Genomic DNA, 18,948 nt, shown 5'->3' with positions numbered 1-18,948 from the left:
TAAAGAATCGATAAACAGGTATACTAAGATGCGAATGATTGCTTTCTCATTCTAATTTGTAAAATGGAGAGGGAACTTATGAGCACTTCCAAAACCTGGGTTCAATTCAAATTGATTCTCCCCATCCTATTGGGTACGGCATTATATGCCTTTGGACTTCTGTACTTCATCATCCCCAACCAGCTCATGGAAGGCGGCGTAACCGGGATTACGGTCCTGCTGAATTATGCGTTCAACATCTCTCCTTCGCTTACAACCTTGGTTGTTAATATTCCGCTCTTTCTGGTGGGGCTCAAGATTTTGGGCGGTAGACAGATGATCTATACGGGCGTGGGTATTGGAGCGCTTACGGTGTTTCTGTGGTTATTTGAAAAAATGATTCATCTTGGCTGGATTGAACCACTGCATACCCAGAATGACCTTTTACTTGCAGCGCTTTACGCTGGAGTTACCCTGGGGGCAGGCCTTGGCATCGTATTCCGCTGGGGCGGAACGACAGGTGGCTCTGACATCATTGCCCGCATTCTTAATCGAAAATATGGCTGGAGTATGGGACGTGTACTATTAGGTATCGATTTCATCATTATTGGGATCTCCCTCGTCTACATTCCCAAAGAAAAAATACTGTATACCCTTGTTGCTGTGTTTATCGCTTCTAAAGTGATCGACTTCATTCAGGAAGGAGCCTACTCGGCTCGCGCATTTATGATCATCAGTGACCATGCACCCGAAATTGCAGATTTGATTACCCGTGATATGGACCGCGGTGTAACACTCATACCCGCTATTGGTGCGTACTCGAAACAGGCCAAGCATGTTGCTTACTGTGTCATCTCCAGGCAGGAATTCCGACGATTGCAGACGATTGTGCGTTCGGTTGATCCTAGAGCTTTTGTTATTATTAGCGATGTGCATGATGTACATGGAGAAGGGTTTAAGGAAAGTTGATTTTATACTTGTACAAAAAAGAAAACCTCTCTCCCCAAGAGAAGAGCCACGGGTTGGCCTTCCTTGCAGATAGAGGTTTTTGTCATATCGTGATAACAGTAATGGTTTAACGCCGAAAAGGAAAAATCCCTTGTTGCTGTGCCCGATATTTACGATAACCCGCATAACTTAGCGTTGCTATGATTATGGAAGTAATGAGCAATCCGGCTGCCCTGCGATTGGGCCCCTGAACAAACGGTACGAAGGCACTTTCGTCCTTTTCCCGACCAAACAACTGGTTCACCAGCTCTTCACCGTGGGTTACCATACTCTTCAATTGTGCGATGTCAGTCTGCTTGGCCGCAGTCAGACCCTTGGTATGAGACAACCAGGCGTCCAGTTGGGCGATCTCGTAAGGTTCACGGCGGATCATCGCCGCAGGCCGGATCGTCTCGTAATGCTCCTCCAGCAAGGCGTAGCGGCTTGCTATTATTGCCGAACTTAACTGTTGATCTGCCGCGGTTGATAGCGCATCAATATCATTTTTTACGATTTTATAATACTGGAGCCATAAAGGTTTGGCCGGGTTGGCGAGACTGTCTGCCGCAAGTCGAAGTTTGGCAGAGGCGTGCTGGAGAGATGCATCATCACTTTTCACCCTGACCGCAGCTTCTTTCACTTCAACAATGGTCTCGGATAGGGCATGAATGCCTTCTACTGTCGTCTGACCCTCAAAGGATATATGCTCCAGACCTTTACTGATTCGCAAAATACTGCCTCTAACCTCTTCAATATCATTCTCCAAGGCATGTCGATACAGCAGGGCCGCTTCTTCATTTAATTGCTCAATGGAATTTTGGGCTGATACTTGCTGATCTGTATTTCCGTTCGCACCTGTACTTTCCGCTGATACGCTGTATGACAAGTTCGTCCAGAACAGTAGAGTCATGAACGACACCACCATAAATCCAGTTTTGATCCTGAACGTTCTCTTCATGGACATCCCTCCCACCATCAATGTATGGCGGGCCGGAGTTCCTTAGAACAAGCTTACATGAGGAAATCAGGTCCGTTTGGCCTGTCTCAAGGCAAGCCATGCACAGAGAATGCTCACTAGCGTCAGTCCAACGGTGAAATTGCGTACCCCATCCAGATGGTCCATCAGCGATGCGGGCAGCCAAGGGAAGATGTCATAGGTATAATCCATCGTATCGTTTAACAGCGTCCACAATGCAGCGATCACCAGAGCACCCCAACGGAACCCAAAGAACCGCACATACAGCAGAGCCTCAATAGCCATGGCGCTATGCGACGCAATTAACATCCAATCCTGCCAGTTCTGTGCGCCCCCCTGCATCCAGCCAGCAAAAATGATGGAGACTGCCCAAACGCCGTATTTTACCGAAGTAACCACAGCAAGCGCCTGTATAACATGTCCAATCCGATTCAGAAGCATCGATTTCGGCTTGTACAATATCCACAACAACGATAGTGTAAAAAACAGACTCGCCGTCGGACTGTCCGGCACAAACACAATTTGCCATAGTGGTTGCTGTGCCAGCGTATACTCCAATTGATCCCCGTACCATATGTATCCATATACTGTTCCTAATGCGTTACACCAAAAAAGAAGCCACAGGAAATAGCGGTTTGTTAGAAATTCCCGGCTCCAAAAGTATGATAAAGCCACAGGCTCTGCCCCTTCCATCATATGTGTTCTGCGTTCCAAAGATAGGTTTTGCGAAAAACGCCTCAAAAAAACCTGACCGCATAAACGATCAGGTTTCATTGCTTATTTCGATTTTACTGTTCTGCCTTCTGTTTCGCAAGCCATTCCGCCAAGTGATTGATGTCGTCATCTGTCAGCCCTTGGGCTATGGCTTTGTCGTACATCGGAGGCATGCCATTATATCCTTCTTTGATAATCGTCAGGATTTCTTCCTGGCTGTGTTTGTCACCAACACCCCGAAGTGCAGGTACAGAGCCTGAACCCTTCATATCTGCCGCATGACATCCGATACATCCGGCCTTTTTGTATGATTCCATTGCAGGGTCATCCTTCTCAACGATCGCCACTTCTTCTTTTTGACCTGGCGCATTGGAGGTAGGCAGACCCTGCGCGTGTTTCTCCCGCGCCTCTTCCTCACGCTGAATATGTTCCGGCTTCTGGCCGCTTGCTTCCAACTCATGCTCATAGTGTGTCCACGCAACATTGGTCAGGTAGAAAACGGCCATCACCGATAGAATCATAAGTGATGATGCAATCGGACGTTTGTAGAAACGCCGCTCCTTGCCTGTATCCAGAAAAGGGGCGAGTAATAGAGCGCCGAAAGCAACTCCACTGACTCCAAGTACCCCGAGCAAGACATAATCACCTGAGGCATATGGGTATTTCAAATACTGGTATAGAAAAAGGAAGTACCAGTCCGGCATCGGGATAACCGATGCACTTGGATTGGCCGGATAGCCCAGTGGTGCAGGTTCCGAAATCGTTAATACCAGAATACCAACCAGTACAACGACACCAACCATCCATTCCTTCAGCAAGAAGTTAGGAATAAAAGCCTCTGATTTGCCGGGATACGCCGTGTAATCCGGTGGAGTTATAAACCCCGCTCCTTTACGGACGCGTGAGTCCCCGACGAAGATAATCTTTTCCTGGTCATCTGACTTGTGTCCGTGAGCCATGTCGATTCCTCCCTTCTCAGATTATAGTGGTCCCGAAATGCCCTGTCTGCGGATCATAATAAAGTGACCGACCAGAAGCACCAGAAGCACAGCCGGAAGGAAGAAGACGTGTAGGGCAAAGAACCGTGTTAACGTCTGCGCACCTACAATAGTTCCGCCTTGCAGGAATTCCTTAATGATCGGCCCCAGCCAAGGAACCGTATTCGCAATCTCTAGAGTAACCTTGGTTGCAAAGTAAGCTTTGTTATCCCATGGCAACAGGTACCCGGTAAGCCCCAGACCCAGCATGACAAAAAAGATCAGCATGCCGACAACCCAGTTCATCTCGCGTGGTGCTTTGTAAGAGCCGGTAAAGAACACACGCATCGTATGTAAGAACATCATAACGATAACCAAGCTGGCTCCCCAATGGTGCATCCCGCGTACAATTTGGCCGAAGGCTACTTTGGTCTGCAAATACTCGACACTGGCGTAAGCATTAATAATATCAGGCACATAATACATGGTCAGGAACATGCCTGACAAAATTTGAATAACAGTGATAAAGAACGTCAATCCACCAAAGCAGTACACGAATGCGGAAAAGTGATGAGCCGGGTTTACGTGCTCTGGAACTTCATGATCCGCAACGTCCCTCCAGATTGGCGTGATATCGAGACGCTCGTCAATCCAGTCATAGACATTTTTAAACATCTGCGTTCACGCCTCCTATTTGACTCGGGTGTTCGGAACAATGTCGCCCAGATAAACCCAACCCTGATCTTCCTTAACCACATACTCATCCAACGGCTTCGGGGCTACGGCAAGATTCTTGCCTTCTTTGGTATAATGCGCACCATGGCACGGACAATGATATTCATCGGGATACTGCTTATCACTGTTCCAACCTACGGTACATCCCAAATGTTTACAAATGGGTGAAAGCGCATAGATTTTGCCCTGTTCATCTTTCCTGATCCAGGCGATTAACGAAGCATTGCTCAAATACCAACCGTCTTGCTGTTTCACTTCAAACGTAAATTCTTGAGGTTCACTCGTAATTTTGCTGATTTCCGCTACTTTGACAGAGGTGCCTTCTCCCTTGTGCTGCAAAATCGGGTCCACCGCAAAACGGACCATGGGGAGTATTGCACCGGCGGCCATGTAGGCTGTAGCTCCACCAAGCGTGTACGTCAAAAACTGCCTGCGTGACATTTCCATGCGGCTTGGCAATTTCATCGAAGCTTCGTGCTGGTCATGCTCACTGCTCATACTGTCTCCAACCCCCTTTTTCAGCCAACTCTCTCAATCGTTTTCATTATCAGAAATTCCACGACTTACTAGAACATACATAATCATATAGTAGCCCTAGAACACCGTCAAGAATTTGTCACACATTTTTAAGGTTCATTTGTAAGCGTTATTAAAAAAATGTTGGTAAATTGTCACATTTGTCACACGTAGGTCATCTTTTCCATAACTCACGGATTTTTTCCCCGACCAAACGCGAAATACCCTCTTCTCCCACCTCATGAATCAAAACAGAACGGCTTAATACCAAATCTGCAGAAGTAATTTGGGTCTGTTTCAACTCTCCATCAGATGACATTATAACCACATATTTGAAACCAGAGGATTTAAGCTGTTCGGATAAGGTATTTAATGCCATTGACATATCCGGACAGGCATAATGAAATGCAGGGTAAGTCATGATACGTCCTTTAAAAGGAATCTCCACCAGATCCAAAAAATCTCTAAGCCGCTCCAACGCCTCGGTTGCTTCAACCGGGGACTGCTTGCCCGTCAGGGCTGTATACGGAATAAGGCATGTATCCAGATAGAGTTGCAGTTCCGCCCAGCTGTCTTGAGTCATCTCACTGAATTTCAATTCCCTAATTCCCCTCTCTATCCATTTTATTCCCATATTATATATGAGCTTATATTATAAATCCAGAGATTCATACTTTTTCCGTGTAGCAATGGTCGTGAACGCAAAAAAAGAAATGCGTGTTTCACGCATTTCCTGTGTTATATATTTATTTTCACATGCTCATCAGTTTATGGCCTTCAGTTCATCCGTCAGATTCCGGAAAGCTACTTCGTCTCCGGTAGCCAATGCCTTATCGATTTCCATATACAGCTTCTCGCTGCGCTGTTTACGAAGCGCGTCGTCCCACACCATCTCAGCAGCCAGCCCCAACATGACTTCATACGTAACTTTCATTTTATCCAATAGGATGCACCTCCAAAACGGATTTAAGAGCTCCTATACTCCTTTCCTTTGGCAACATAACCTAGTGTAGTTCTCGACATCCGCTCAAGATCTGCATCAGTCAACTCACGTATCACTTTGGCTGGTGTGCCCAAAGCAAGGGTATAGGGCGGAATTTTAGTATTTTCAGTAACAACAGAACCGGCCCCGATCAGCGTATATTCACCAATTTCGGCTCCATTGAGTAGGATAGCCCCCATACCAATCAGCGAACCTGTTCCGATACGACATCCATGGATAATCGCAGAATGCCCCACCGACACATCGTCGTCCAAAATCAAAGGTTGATCCGTGTTGACGTGTCCAACAGCATTATCCTGTATATTACAGCGCCGTCCAATCACAATGGGTGCCAGATCGGCGCGCAGCACAGCATTGAACCAGATCGTAGATTCTTCACCCATTGTCAGATCACCTATTAGTTTGGCGCCTTCGGCCATATATACCGAAGGGTGTAACTGGGGTTGCATACCTTTGTATGGAATTATCATAAGTATCACTCCTTAATTTGGGAGTGATTTTAGCAACTTGTCCTTCACTTGTCAAACATAACGGGGGTAATATCCCCCGACAGCGAGCGACAGGATGACGCAAGGCGTGAACCCCATGCTGTCATTTGTACTGTTCGCCCATCTGCATGCTCTCCAATGCGAAGCATGCCCAGATGCAGCATCATTTTCAGTATCCTGTTGTCATAAATCGTCTCTGCAGTGTCATAATAGAACGGCTGAATGTAGGGACCAATCTGGCGGAACAAAGACTCTGCTGTGGACCAGCCAGCTGCACATTCCCCTGTCCAGTACACAATGGAGGACAGATTGGGAATAGCACCTTTATAAAGTCTTAACCAAAACCGAAATAGCTGTATCATCTCGGCTGTTTTCTCTGCCCCCAGCTTGTCTTCACCAGAAGGTGACAATTTCAGCGCGCCCTGCTCCTCACGAACCAGACGATGATGAAAAGCGTAGTCATAGATGAACGCAAATCGGTCGGGGTAGTCTTTGAACGAACGACCATAACCGAATCTCCATCCAGCCTTACCTACCAGCGCCTCACTCACATGTAAATGCTCCATGATCTGCTGCTGAGAACGACGATACATCATGCCTTCTGCGTTTAGTGCTATTTCATGCTGCTGGACAAATTGTAGAAACAGTTTCAGATCATCAGCGAGTAGATGGAATTCATCCCGGTAAACGGGGGGCTCGCTCGTCTGTGCAATACCTGCCTTCAGGTGGGTAGATAACACATCCCGAAACCGCATTTGCAAATCCTGGGGCACCTGATACAGGTATCTGGTCTGTTGAGTTGTGCCATTGAACAACCATCCACTCTTCGTGAAGCGTACGATAAGATCACGTGGACTGGCTCCAGCCTCGCTATCTTTTTTGTCCATCGACTGACGAGCAATGGCGACAAGTTCCTCCATACCGAAGTATTGGCGGGTATCAAACAGCAAGTTGTTCAAAAATCGCAGATCTACCTGGTTTAATTCGCGAACCTGCTGCTCAAAAAAAGGTCTGCTGCCCAATGTAGTGAGAATACTCTGGATGAGTTCATGTTTGGAATTGGGCTTACACTCGCACTGGTAATAGTCTGCTATTCGATTAAGCTGGCCGATATCGGCAAAAGTAAGCATATCCGCTAGATTCATGGGTCCATCGCCTCGCCCTTGGCTACTTTTTGGCTATTGATTCGGGGCCTGAAGTAGTTTGGTTTTGTAAACATCGTTGACGGAATTCCCATGATCTAAACCTCTTTTTTGCAAATCTTTTATGTTTTAACCATACTATGCCCGAAGTTGCCTGCTCAGAAGAAGAATGAGAGGTACAAAATCATATAGAATGACAGTTATACATTGCTATAACGCAAAAAAAACAACCTGAGTTAATTACTCAGGTTGTTTCGCCAGATCCAATGAAAGGTGTCGTGTACAGTTATAAAGCAATGGTCTCCAATCTTCACGTTCCTTCTCCAGGATCGTAAGCGACAGGTTTCCTATTCGTTCCGTATAGCGGTCTTTATACAAAGCTGATAGCATATTGGCTAGAAAAGCGCCATGGGAGACAATCAGCACATTTTGGTCCTGATGAGCCTCCCATAAATCCTCCAGAAAGCCCAGTGCACGTGTCTGAATATCAGCAATCTGTTCCTGTCCCAAATCCAGCGTCTCCCAGGAAACGCCCCAGCGAGCAACACGCTCTTCGGATGTCAGACCTTCAATCTGACCAAAGGCACGTTCCTTCAAGCGTGCATCTGGCTCCAGCAAAGGAACATTCAATAGCCCGGAGATAATCTCTCCCGTCTCCTGAGCCCTGGACAGCCCGCTCGTAATGATGTGGTCCCAGCGATACTCTTCAGTAAGCAAACGTCTACCCAGACGCTCAGCTTGCTCACGACCTTCTGCATTCAGAGGTATGTCTGTCTGTCCCTGAATACGTCCTGCCGCATTCCAGTCGGTTAGACCGTGACGAATAAGCCCGATCCGCATCTCATCCCTCATTTCTCTATACGGTGAACGAAAGCTTTACCTAAGCACGTGCACCTTGTTTGCGTTTGTTCGTTGTACGATGCATACGTCCAAGAGAGAACAAAGCCATACCTATGGCTAGCAGCGACAACGCCATCCAGTATTGAGGATACGCTGGCCCCATGCTAACAACGAAGGGCTCAATAATACTGCCTCTGTCTGCTCCCGTCATATTGTACTTGTACAATCCGGAGGAAGAAGGCTCACTGCCCGCTACTCCTGTCTCCAAAATGCCCGTAGAGACCACGTTGGTCTGCTCAGCTTCTGATACGTCTGGCTTAAACATCGCCATGTACAGAAAGCTGCATAAAAAAATTGCCAGGAACGCAGCAATCCACAAAGACATATGCTTGCGGATTACAGCAGAGAAACGATTAACCTTTGCCTCTTCCGGCAGTAGCCATGGAGACTCCGCGTAGATCCGGTCCATAACATTACGGTTCACTTTCTCTGCTTGTTGTTCTGTCACTGGGACCGGTATGCTGTGCAGCAGAATTTGAGCTTCTTCCCAAATCTCAAATTGCTGCGAGCAATCTTCACAACCAGCGAGATGAGCATGAAATGCAAATCGCTGAGGATGAGCTTCCGGCAAGTCCCAGACCAGTGCAAACAGTTCCTGGGCTTCATTGCAATTCATCGGTTCTTCATCCCTTCATATGGCTCGTAGACCGGTTCGAAGAAATAAGGTTCCAATTGAGTTTTTACGCTTGACCTTGCTCTGAACAATAACGATTTTACAGAACTGACGCTCTGCCCAAGAATATTTGCAATCTCCTGGTAGTCTAGTTGATCATACTCACGGAGTATAATGGCAGAACGCTGCTTCTCCGGTAAATTGTTAATTGCATCCCTAACCAGCATCACCCGCTCACTGCGCAATACAGCATACTCTGGTGCATTCTCTGAAGGAGCAATGGGTACTATACCGCTCTCTTCAAGTGGAACACTCCCACTACGCTGTTTGCGAAGCTCACTCAGTACCGTATTTCTCGCAATGGTATATAACCAGGTTGAGAACGAGGCATCCACCTCTCGGAATGAGTGCAGACTGCGGAACGCCTTATAGAAAGTCTCAGAACAGAGATCTTCCGCAAGCAGCTCCATATTGGAACTTTTCAACATATGATATACGAAAGCCAGTATTTTACGCTGATAACGACTCATCAGCTCGGAATATAACTCCAGGTTACCTTCCTTGATCTCTCGAATCAACTGGGAATCCGTCATTTGAGTGCGACCCCTCCTCGCCCATCCATGTGCTTCTCCCCGTTCGACTCTATCCATGTATTACCGAACAGGCACAAAAAAGTTGCGGTTTTCACCGCATAAAACAGCGTTCAGCGCCAAAACAGGCCTTCCCGCCAAATTCCCCTATGTAATGGCAATTTCCCCAACGTTTCTACATTAACAGTATTTATTGTACAACGGTCTGCATCGTCCTGGCAAATCCATGGCTTCCTTTGAAGCCCGACCAGTCATTATTATGCGGCCATTTTCTCGTCCATGACTTCAATTTGATCCATTTGGTGAAGCCACTCATATATTGGACGAACGAAGGCCCGAGAAAGTTGGTGTGAATAAAGAATTAATTTAAAATTACAGAAGAATTTCGTTATAATATATTTTTCTCAATTGCACTAATTCAGCCTTATTTCCGATTATCAACAAATTGTCCAAATGAAGATCTCTCCCACTTTGATGCAAGGATTATATTTCCATAATTTACGAATGTTATATTTTTTTAAAACAATTTCACTCAAAAGTGTTGACAAAATGAAAACGGATACATATAATAAAAGTACAGTATGGTTTCTCTCCACTCCTATCCAATAACTGTATTGCTCCACGTGAGCAATGGCCGCTTATGTAAGCGGTCTTTTTTTTGTCCTTTTTCAGGTCATATCCTGTAACAGATCGTTTTCAACATAAAAAAGAGGGCTTTCGCCCCCTTCCAAGAACCTAAACCCACACTTGATACCCCAGGGAATCCAGCAGCGTTTTGGCACGTTCCATTTCTTCTTCCTGCCGGAAAGACAAACGCATAATGCCCGGCACATCGACCCGGTTCTCAATAATCTCCATGTTGCTTAAGTTAATATCATTCGCCCCAAGCTCGGTCGCAATCTTGCCGATCATCCCCGGCGCATCCTGCACATCCGTATACAGATCAAACAACGACGAGATCATGCCTTTCCGTCGTTCTGGCAGCACACTGCGGAACTCGCGTGCCTGACGGAACGCTTCCTCAATGCCCTCACCATTTTGTTGCTCCAGCATTTCAGTGAAAGCCGTCATCTGGCTGTTCCAGTCCTTTAGCAAGCCCAGCAGCACCTCACGATTGCTCAGCAGGATATCTCTCCATACAATGGCATCACTGGAGGCAATCCGGGTAATATCCCGGAAACCGCCTGCAGCCAGCATTTTATACAAAGGGTTCGATTCATTATATTCGCGCACCTGGTTCACCAGCGCAACTGCAATAACATGTGGCAAATGACTGATCGCCCCCACAATGTCATCGTGCAGCAGCGGCTCTACACGTACAATCTGGGCACGTGTATACGCAAGAAGATCAGATAACCTGTCGTAAGCTTCCTCAGGCACATATTCTGAAGGGGTCAAGACATAGTATGCATTCTCGAATAATACAGCCGAGGCTGCATCTACACCTGCACGCTCAGATCCGGCCATCGGATGACCGCCGATAAAGTATGCGTCACTCATGCGGACATGCTCAGCACAGGCTGCGATAGACGCCTTTGTGCTTCCTACATCCGTAATAATACATCCCTTTTTCAAGGGAAGCTTGGCCAGTTGTCCAAAATAGGATTCGAGCAGCCCAACAGGTACGCACAAAAAAATAAAGTCGGCATCCTGTACCGCTTCCTCCAGAGAGAGCGTAGCATCATCCACTACACCACTCGCTATGTATTTGTCCTTCAGTTCAGGCAGGTGGGCATAGCCCATCACCGTTACACCTGGCTTGCCTTTGAAGCAAAGCGCCAGTGAACCGCCGATGAGCCCTACACCGATCATTGCAATTTTTAGTTTCATGGGTCCTCACTCTTTTCATCGCCAGATTTAAGGGCGTGCTACCGCCTTTTCAGCCAGCGTGTTCTCCAGTGCCGCGACAAACGCACGGTTCTGTTCTGATGTTCCGACGGACACACGAATGTATGTTGGATATACATGGAATCCAGGACGAACAATAATGCCTTGTTTTAGAAGGGATTGGAATGCATCCCGGGAAGGCATATCGACATCAACCAAAATAAAATTCCCCTGCGACGGAAAAAATGGAAGTCCCAAGCGTGTAAATTCATTTTGCAGATACTCGCGATCTTCCTTATTCCGCTTGACACACTCCTCAATAAAAGCCTGATCCTCCAGCGCTGCTTTTGCGGCAACCTGAGCAAAGCGTGAAGTATTAAACGGCTCGCGCACGCGGTTGATCAGATCGATCACTTCCGGGCGTGCAATACCGTATCCGATACGCAATGAAGCCAGGCCGTAGATTTTGGAGAATGTCCGCAAAATAACCAGGTTAGGATAACGCTCAATCATAGGGACACTTTTTGGGTATGCCTCATCCGTTACAAATTCATAATAGGCTTCATCCAGCACAACCATGACATGAGAAGGTACACGATCCATGAATGCCGTCAATTCCTGCTCAGAGATAATTGTACCTGTTGGGTTATTGGGGTTACACACCCACACCGCTTTGGTCTTATCATTGATTTGCGCCAGCATGGAAATCAGGTCATGTGTTCCATCTTTGAGCGGCACTTCAATGCTGACAGCACCCTCGATGTCAGCGTTACTTTTGTATACAGAGAACGTCTGGTCAGCCATGATGTTCTCGTCTCCCGGAAGGAAGAATGCACGAGTGATCAACGCAATGATCTCATCCGATCCACAACCAAAGATCAGATTATCCCGTTTCACACCCAAATGCTTCGCCAGCACTTCAGTCAGTTCCGTGGAACTGCCATCCGGATATATGCTTACATTAACCAGCTCTCTGGTGATCGCTTCAAGTGCAGCAGGGGAACTTCCATATGGATTTTCGTTGGAGGCCAGCTTGATCACTTGCTCCAAACCCAGTTCACGTTTCACTTCTTCAATCGGTTTGCCCGGTTTATATACAGGCAGATTGACAATCTGGGACTTCGGTTTCAACCCGACCGCCTCCTGTTATTGAAATAGTTATGGACATGCCTCAGCCTGTGCTGAGCATGCCCTGGGGATGTAACATCATTGAATCCTTATCCTTTTAATTGTGCCACAAAGTTGCGAATTTGCAACAGTCCCGCCTGACGCGTATCCGGGTTTCCAAGAAGAGGTATAGCTTCTTCCACCTGACGAACGATAGCACTGCCTACAACAACGCCGTCACAGATACGGGAGAAACGAGCTACCTGCTCGTGACTGGAAATGCCGAAGCCAACAGCGACCGGAAGATCTGTCAGGCTCTTTACCGTTTCAATGAAGCTCTCTACTCCATCGAAAAAGGAAGCTCTCTCTCCGGTAACACCCAAAGAGGATACACAATAGATGAAACCACGTGCTCCCGTAACAATACGCTCAATTCTCGCATTGGAAGTAGGGGCTACAAGCGGAACCAAATGCACACCCACAGCATCCGCACGGCGTCGCATATCCTCGGCTTCCTCAATCGGAAGATCCGGGATGATCATGCCGCTGATCTCATGTTTGATCAATTCGTCAAAAAATACATCCAGTCCCGTCTGCAATACCGGATTATAGTAGGTGAACAGGACAAAAGGCATTTTCACACCCTCCGCACGCGCTCTTGCTGCTGTCTCCATACAAGTCCGAATCGTGATCTGACTTTTCAATGCACGCTCGGAAGCACGCTGGATTACCGGTCCATCTGCGAGCGGATCAGAATAGGGAACACCGAGCTCCAAAATGTCTGCCCCCGCCTGTTCCAATTCCTTAATGATTTCCACCGTGGTGTCCACATCTGGATCTCCAACCGTAAGGAATGGAATAAGTGCTGTCCGGTTCTGTTCTTTCAGTTGCTGGAAGGTCTGGTCCATCAGGTTCATGCCAAGTCCCCTCCTGTATATTTCATAATAGATTCAACGTCTTTGTCACCACGACCGGAAAGACAGATCACAACGATATCATCAGCGCTGAGTTCAGGCGCAAGCTTGACGACCTGCGCAACAGCATGCGCTGACTCCAAAGCAGGGATAATGCCTTCTGTTCGGCTCAGCAACTGCAAGGCATCCAATGCCTCCTGGTCCGTAATCGGAACATATTTTGCACGTTTAATATCTTTGAGGTAGGAATGCTCGGGACCAACACCCGGATAATCAAGTCCCGCTGAAATGGAATGGGCCGGCTGAACCTGTCCATATTCATCTTGCAGTAGATAACTCATCGAACCCTGGAATACACCGTGTGTTCCTTTGCTCATTGTAGCCGCATGGAACTCAGTGTCCACCCCTTTACCTGCTGCTTCAACACCAACAAGCTTCACATCCTGATCGCCAATAAACGGATAGAACATACCGATTGCATTACTTCCGCCGCCTACAGCTGCAACAATCACATCCGGCAAACGTCCTTCAATCTCCTGAATCTGGCGCCGTGTCTCATCACCGATCACTCGCTGGAAGTTACGTACCATCATTGGATACGGATGAGGACCGACTACCGATCCAAGCACGTAGAAGGTATCTTCCACATTACTAACCCAGTAACGGAGCGCCTCGTTTCCTGCATCTTTCAATGTGCGCGTACCAGATGTCACCGGAATGACTTCTGCCCCAAGCAGCTTCATCCGAAATACGTTCAATTGTTGTCGTTGGGTATCTTCTTCACCCATAAACACTTTGCATTCAAGACCCAGCAAAGCAGCAACGGTTGCCGTGGCAACGCCATGCTGCCCTGCACCTGTTTCGGCAATGACTTTCTTTTTCCCCATCCGTTTGGCCAGCAATCCCTGTCCAATAGCGTTATTGATCTTGTGTGCTCCCGTATGATTCAGGTCTTCACGTTTCAGATAAATTTTGGGTCCACCCAAGCGGCGGGATAATTGCTCTGCATGGTATAAAGGTGTTTCCCGGCCAGAATACTCGCTTAACAGGTAATTCAGTTCCTTGTTGAATTCCTCGTCTTCAGAGAAGTGGCTATACGCTTCCTCCAGTTCGATCAGAGCGTTCATTAGTGTCTCAGGTACAAAGCGGCCTCCGAAGGGACCGAAACGCCCGTGTTGATCCGGCAATTGATGTGTCATGCCTGCTTCACCCTTTCTACAAATGCTGTAATTTTCGCAATATCCTTCACACCTTCGGACTCTACGCCGCTGGATACATCGACGCCGTCCGGTGCATATGTCTGTATCAGTTGTTGCACATTATCCGGCTGTAAACCTCCTGCCACGAACAACGCGATTCCATGTTTTCTTGCCCACTCGGCGTAGAAAGGAATTCGTTCCCAGGCAAAGGTTTTACCGGAGCCCCCTCCATAGAGCGGGTCAAACGTATCGAGCAATATGGCGTCCACCACATTTTTATATGGATCAAGTGCCAATAAGGCAGTATCGTCAGCTAATGAACCTGTTTCATCCTTGGGAAAAGAGAAAGCCTTGAACACTTCGGTACCGAAGTGCTGCTTCACCTGTTCACAAAATTCCGGCGATTCCTGTCCATGCAGCTGAATGACATCCAGGCCTGAAATCTGCATGATGCTTTCCAGCTCTTCGAGCGTAGGATTCACGAAAACACCCGCCAGCTTCGGCCGATCAAACATCGTCCAGTCCAAGAGAACCGTTCTTAGCTCGGCACCCTGTTCAGGCGTAATACGGCGACGGGATGGGGCAAAAACAACACCAACGTAATCCACAGGCAAGTTTATCATCGATTTTAGCACTTCAACGTCCTGAAGTCCACATATTTTTACAGCCGCTGCCGGCCGGGTTCGCAGATCCACGTCTCCGCTGCCTGTGCCGTCATGATTGAATGCATTCATGCTTTTGGTCCCATCAGTTCATATACCGCTGCCTCAACATCGTCCTTACGCATCAGATGCTCCCCAACAAGGATACCATGCACACCTGCCTCAACAAGAGATTCCAGTGGCTGAGGGCCGTCAATTCCACTTTCACTGATTAATGTGACACCATCCGGAATCAAGTTCATCAAATCCAACGTGGTGTTCAGACTGGTTTCGAACGTTTTCAGATTGCGGTTGTTGATGCCCACAAGTGTTGCCTGCGGTATATCGAGTACTTGCTCCAGTTCAGCACGATCATGGACTTCAATTAATGCATCCAGGCCCAGACTTTTGGCAAACGTCAGATATTGACGCATCTGTTCGGGTGTCAGAATACTCGCAATCAGCAAAACGGCATCCGCGCCAAGCAGCCTTGCCTCGGCAATCTGTCGTTCATCTATAATAAAATCTTTGCGCAGTAGCGGTATGTTCACAGCTTCATGAATGGCCTGCAAGTATTCGCTATTTCCCTGGAAATAAGAAACGTCGGTCAATACGGATATACAATCCGCTCCAGCCCGTTCGTATGCGGAAGCAATTTCTACTGGATGAAAATCAGGACGAATCAGTCCTTTGGACGGAGAAGCCTTCTTCACTTCGGCAATGAGACCCAGTTTACGGTTACGTCTCTCTGATAGAGCACGTTCGAATCCACGAGTATTGGGTAATGCCTCTATCTTTTTCAGCGCATCGTCCATCTGAAATGTTTGTGCCAGAACTTCAACTTCTTTATGTTTGGTTGCTACGATTCGATCAAGATACATGACTGTACGCCTCCGTTGTATGAATTAACTGTTCCAGCTTCCCGGCAGCCTTGCCGGAGTCTACAGCGTCTGTCGCCATCAACACACCTTCTGCAATGGTATTTGCTAGACCGGATACATAGATGCACGCCCCGGCATTCAACAGAACGACATCGCGGTATGCGCTCCGTTCTCCCTGGAAGATCCTTTTAATAATTTCGGCGTTCTGAGCCGCATCTCCTCCAAGAACCGATTCCAGCGGATGTAACGATAATCCCATATCACGTGGATCAATGTCATACGTATGCACTTCACCATTACGCAGCTCGGATACCTGGGTAGGTGCGGAGATGCTGATTTCATCCAGTCCATCATGACTCGCTACAACCAAAGCTCTTTTCAGCCCCAGACGATTCAGCACTTCAGCGATCATCGGTGTCCGGCTGCGGTCATATAAACCAAGCAATTGTCGATCCGCTCCCGCAGGATTGGTTAGAGGTCCGAGCATGTTAAAGATCGTACGCACACCCAGCTCTTTTCTTGGCGCAGCAGCATGTTTCATAGAAGGGTGGTACACCTGAGCAAAACAAAAACAGATTCCGATCTCATCGAGACATTGTCTCGCCTGCTCTCCGTCCAGATGAATATTCACGCCCAATGCTTCAAGTACATCCGCACTGCCCGCCTTGCCTGAGGCAGAGCGATTACCATGCTTCGCCACCCGGACAGAGACTGCTGAAGCAATGATCGCCGATGCTGTTGAAATGTTGAACTTATGAATACCTGAACCCCCTGTTCCACAGGTGTCCAGCAGTCCATTGCCGTCGGTCAGAATCCGTCCGCCTTGTCCACGCATGGCTTCGGCAAACCCCGTGATTTCATCTACCGTTTCTCCCTTCATCCGCAAGCCCATAAGCAAACCTCCGATTTGAGCCGGAGTGGCCTCACCTCTCATGATGGAGTACATCAAGTCGCGCGCTTCTGCCTGCTCCAGATGGCTTCCCTCCAAAATTTTGGCAAGGCCATTCTTCATGCCTTCCGCATGACTAACTTCACTTACAGATCGCTCGGATTCTTCATTCATGACTGGGTTCATATTCATTTCCGGTCTCTCCTCTCTCAGTTTTGTGCAGCCGTGGCTGGGGTAACAAAATAATCGGCGTTGGCAAGTTTCAAGGTGTGATCCTTCTCTTTGGCAGGAAACATCGCTTCTGCTGTACGAATCGCCTTAAGTAACGCTTTGGCTTTATTTACGGTTTCTTCATATTCATTCTCAGGCACCGAATCCCATACGATTCCGGCTCCAGCCTGCACATAAGCTTTTCCCTTTTTGAAAATAATCGTTCGGATTGTAATACAGGAGTCCATGTTGCCCGAGAAACCAAGATAACCGATAGCACCTGCATAAGCACCCCGTGCTTCTTTTTCCAGTTCCGCGATAATCTCCATCGCACGTAGCTTCGGCGCACCGGATACCGTACCCGCCGGCAAACACGAAAGAAATGCATCAAAGAAATCCTTGTCTTCTCTTAGCTCACCTGTAACGTTGGACACCATGTGCATGACGTGGGAATATCGTTCAATTTCCATGAACATGTCACATTTCACACTTCCGAAGTTAGACACACGTCCCAGATCATTACGTCCCAGATCAACAAGCATCAGATGTTCTGCACGTTCCTTCTCATCCTGCAGCAGATCTGCCGCCAATGCACGATCTTCTGCTTCCGTAGCTCCTCTTGGACGAGTTCCGGCAATCGGCCTTGTTTCTACGCGGTTTCCATCCACTTTTACCAATGCTTCCGGTGAAGTCCCCACGATAATTTCATCGTCCATCTTCAGATAATACATGTAAGGTGATGGATTCAACGTCCGAAGCACGCGATATACATGCAGCGGAGAAACTTCGGTATCAATATGGAAACGTTGGGATAACACCACTTGAAAAATATCTCCTGCCCGAATGTACTCTTTGGCCTGCTCTACATTCCCGATAAACTGTTCCTTCGTGAGATTGGATTGGATATCCCCCAGTTCCACGTCTCCTGGGATGGAACGCGGGTTCAGGTTCTCCCCTGGTCCTTGCTGCTGCAAGCGTTCAGCTGCCTGCTCCAGCTTCTCAGAAGTTAAAGCATAGGCTTGACGGATATCATCATCCGTTGCACCCTCTTTCACGTGCACATTGCCGACGAGCAGCATCTGCTGCTTCACGTGGTCAAACACGATAATCTGGTCACAGAACATGAAGCGAATATCATCCATTTTCAGATCATCCAGCGCGTGGGCCGGAAGCTTCTCATAATATTGCAGCAGGTCGTATCCAAAGAAACCAATGGCCCCGCCAGTAAATGGCGGCAGTTCATCATCTTTCGGACTACGATACTTACGGAGCAGCGCTTTGAGCTCTTCAATCGGCTTGCCTGGCAGTTCTCGAATCTGTCCCGCTTCTTCTACCACGATCCGGCCTTTTTTGGCGGAAATCATCAGGAACGGATCTGTGCCAATGAAGGAATATCTCGCCCATTGAATTCCACCCTCCACACTTTCCAGCAGAAATGCCCGGTCGTTGTCAGCATAACGGCGGAAAATCCGAATTGGGGTCTCCATGTCTGCCAGAATCCGTTTGACTACCGGAATCAGATTATATTCATTCGACATTTTCAGTACTTGATTAACGTTTGGCGTTATCATCAGATCACGTCCTTTCAGATTTATATAAGTTCAACTAAAGAGGTTTACACTGAGCACTCCGATGACAGAACAACCTTCCGATCGCTGTT

At 47.7% G+C, this 18,948-nt stretch carries 21 protein-coding genes; 1 reads left to right on the top strand and 20 read right to left on the bottom strand.

The window, feature by feature from the left end:
- Positions 1-78: 78 nt before the first annotated feature.
- Positions 79-948 (top strand): YitT family protein, encoded by an 870-nt coding sequence (locus tag BMW94_RS17250; protein WP_063566789.1) that lies wholly within the window; start codon positions 79-81, stop codon positions 946-948.
- A gap of 106 nt (positions 949-1,054) precedes the next feature.
- Here the strand turns inward: BMW94_RS17250 and BMW94_RS17245 are convergent, their stop codons facing one another.
- From BMW94_RS17245 to trpE, 20 genes are all read right to left on the bottom strand, one after another.
- The gene (locus tag BMW94_RS17245) at positions 1,055-1,924 is read right to left on the bottom strand and encodes a sporulation protein YpjB (protein WP_175480745.1); all 870 of its coding nucleotides are present in this window, start codon (positions 1,922-1,924) and stop codon (positions 1,055-1,057) included.
- 66 nt (positions 1,925-1,990) lie between these two features.
- A complete protein-coding gene (locus BMW94_RS17240) occupies positions 1,991-2,617 on the bottom strand; it encodes a DUF1405 domain-containing protein (RefSeq protein ID WP_064640765.1) in 627 nt (208 codons plus the stop codon).
- Between the two features lie 113 nt (positions 2,618-2,730).
- Positions 2,731-3,615, bottom strand: coding sequence for a menaquinol-cytochrome c reductase cytochrome b/c subunit (locus BMW94_RS17235; protein WP_091000262.1), 885 nt, complete (start codon positions 3,613-3,615; stop codon positions 2,731-2,733).
- Positions 3,616-3,636: 21 nt separating this feature from the next.
- On the bottom strand, positions 3,637-4,308 hold the full coding sequence (qcrB, locus tag BMW94_RS17230; RefSeq protein WP_017687726.1) for a menaquinol-cytochrome c reductase cytochrome b subunit: 672 nt from the start codon (positions 4,306-4,308) through the stop codon (positions 3,637-3,639).
- A 15-nt stretch (positions 4,309-4,323) separates the two neighbouring features.
- Positions 4,324-4,866: a Rieske (2Fe-2S) protein gene (locus BMW94_RS17225; protein WP_091000261.1), complete on the bottom strand. Its 543-nt coding sequence runs from the start codon at positions 4,864-4,866 to the stop codon at positions 4,324-4,326.
- 193 nt (positions 4,867-5,059) lie between these two features.
- Entirely contained in the window at positions 5,060-5,482 is a 423-nt protein-coding gene (locus tag BMW94_RS17220) for a DUF2487 family protein (RefSeq protein WP_091000260.1), read from the bottom strand.
- Positions 5,483-5,647: 165 nt separating this feature from the next.
- Positions 5,648-5,827 carry an IDEAL domain-containing protein gene (locus BMW94_RS17215; RefSeq protein ID WP_024630643.1) on the bottom strand — a complete coding sequence of 60 codons (180 nt, stop codon included), beginning with the start codon at positions 5,825-5,827 and terminating at the stop codon, positions 5,648-5,650.
- 23 nt (positions 5,828-5,850) lie between these two features.
- Positions 5,851-6,357 (bottom strand): gamma carbonic anhydrase family protein, encoded by a 507-nt coding sequence (locus BMW94_RS17210; RefSeq protein ID WP_063566783.1) that lies wholly within the window; start codon positions 6,355-6,357, stop codon positions 5,851-5,853.
- Between the two features lie 44 nt (positions 6,358-6,401).
- Positions 6,402-7,520 (bottom strand): hypothetical protein, encoded by a 1,119-nt coding sequence (locus BMW94_RS17205; RefSeq protein WP_091000259.1) that lies wholly within the window; start codon positions 7,518-7,520, stop codon positions 6,402-6,404.
- A 237-nt stretch (positions 7,521-7,757) separates the two neighbouring features.
- The gene (locus tag BMW94_RS17200; protein WP_091000258.1) at positions 7,758-8,357 is read right to left on the bottom strand and encodes a histidine phosphatase family protein; all 600 of its coding nucleotides are present in this window, start codon (positions 8,355-8,357) and stop codon (positions 7,758-7,760) included.
- A 40-nt stretch (positions 8,358-8,397) separates the two neighbouring features.
- Entirely contained in the window at positions 8,398-9,033 is a 636-nt protein-coding gene (locus BMW94_RS17195) for an anti-sigma factor family protein (RefSeq protein WP_091000257.1), read from the bottom strand.
- A complete protein-coding gene (locus BMW94_RS17190) occupies positions 9,030-9,623 on the bottom strand; it encodes an RNA polymerase sigma factor (RefSeq protein WP_091000256.1) in 594 nt (197 codons plus the stop codon). The genes BMW94_RS17195 and BMW94_RS17190 overlap by 4 nt, the downstream gene beginning before the upstream one ends.
- A 732-nt stretch (positions 9,624-10,355) precedes the next feature.
- Complete coding sequence (locus BMW94_RS17185) at positions 10,356-11,450, bottom strand: prephenate dehydrogenase (protein ID WP_091000255.1); 1,095 nt, start codon at positions 11,448-11,450, stop codon at positions 10,356-10,358.
- A 27-nt stretch (positions 11,451-11,477) separates the two neighbouring features.
- On the bottom strand, positions 11,478-12,578 hold the full coding sequence (gene hisC, locus BMW94_RS17180) for a histidinol-phosphate transaminase (protein WP_091000254.1): 1,101 nt from the start codon (positions 12,576-12,578) through the stop codon (positions 11,478-11,480).
- A gap of 86 nt (positions 12,579-12,664) precedes the next feature.
- Positions 12,665-13,471, bottom strand: coding sequence for a tryptophan synthase subunit alpha (gene trpA / locus BMW94_RS17175; protein WP_091000253.1), 807 nt, complete (start codon positions 13,469-13,471; stop codon positions 12,665-12,667).
- A complete protein-coding gene (gene trpB / locus BMW94_RS17170; RefSeq protein ID WP_063566776.1) occupies positions 13,468-14,667 on the bottom strand; it encodes a tryptophan synthase subunit beta in 1,200 nt (399 codons plus the stop codon). Before trpB ends, trpA begins: the two co-directional genes overlap by 4 nt.
- Positions 14,664-15,401, bottom strand: a complete 738-nt coding sequence (locus BMW94_RS17165; RefSeq protein ID WP_091000252.1) for a phosphoribosylanthranilate isomerase — start codon at positions 15,399-15,401, stop codon at positions 14,664-14,666. Before BMW94_RS17165 ends, trpB begins: the two co-directional genes overlap by 4 nt.
- Positions 15,398-16,189 carry an indole-3-glycerol phosphate synthase TrpC gene (gene trpC / locus BMW94_RS17160; protein ID WP_091000251.1) on the bottom strand — a complete coding sequence of 264 codons (792 nt, stop codon included), beginning with the start codon at positions 16,187-16,189 and terminating at the stop codon, positions 15,398-15,400. Before trpC ends, BMW94_RS17165 begins: the two co-directional genes overlap by 4 nt.
- Positions 16,179-17,252, bottom strand: a complete 1,074-nt coding sequence (gene trpD / locus BMW94_RS17155; protein WP_090807587.1) for an anthranilate phosphoribosyltransferase — start codon at positions 17,250-17,252, stop codon at positions 16,179-16,181. Before trpD ends, trpC begins: the two co-directional genes overlap by 11 nt.
- A gap of 35 nt (positions 17,253-17,287) precedes the next feature.
- Entirely contained in the window at positions 17,288-18,859 is a 1,572-nt protein-coding gene (trpE, locus tag BMW94_RS17150) for an anthranilate synthase component I (RefSeq protein ID WP_091000250.1), read from the bottom strand.
- Positions 18,860-18,948: the final 89 nt, after the last annotated feature.

The organism is Paenibacillus sp. OK003 (assembly GCF_900109515.1).
Lineage (GTDB): Bacteria > Bacillota > Bacilli > Paenibacillales > Paenibacillaceae > Paenibacillus > Paenibacillus marchantiae.
Note: the sequence above shows the minus strand (reverse complement) of the source record. Positions and strands in the feature narration are given on the sequence as shown.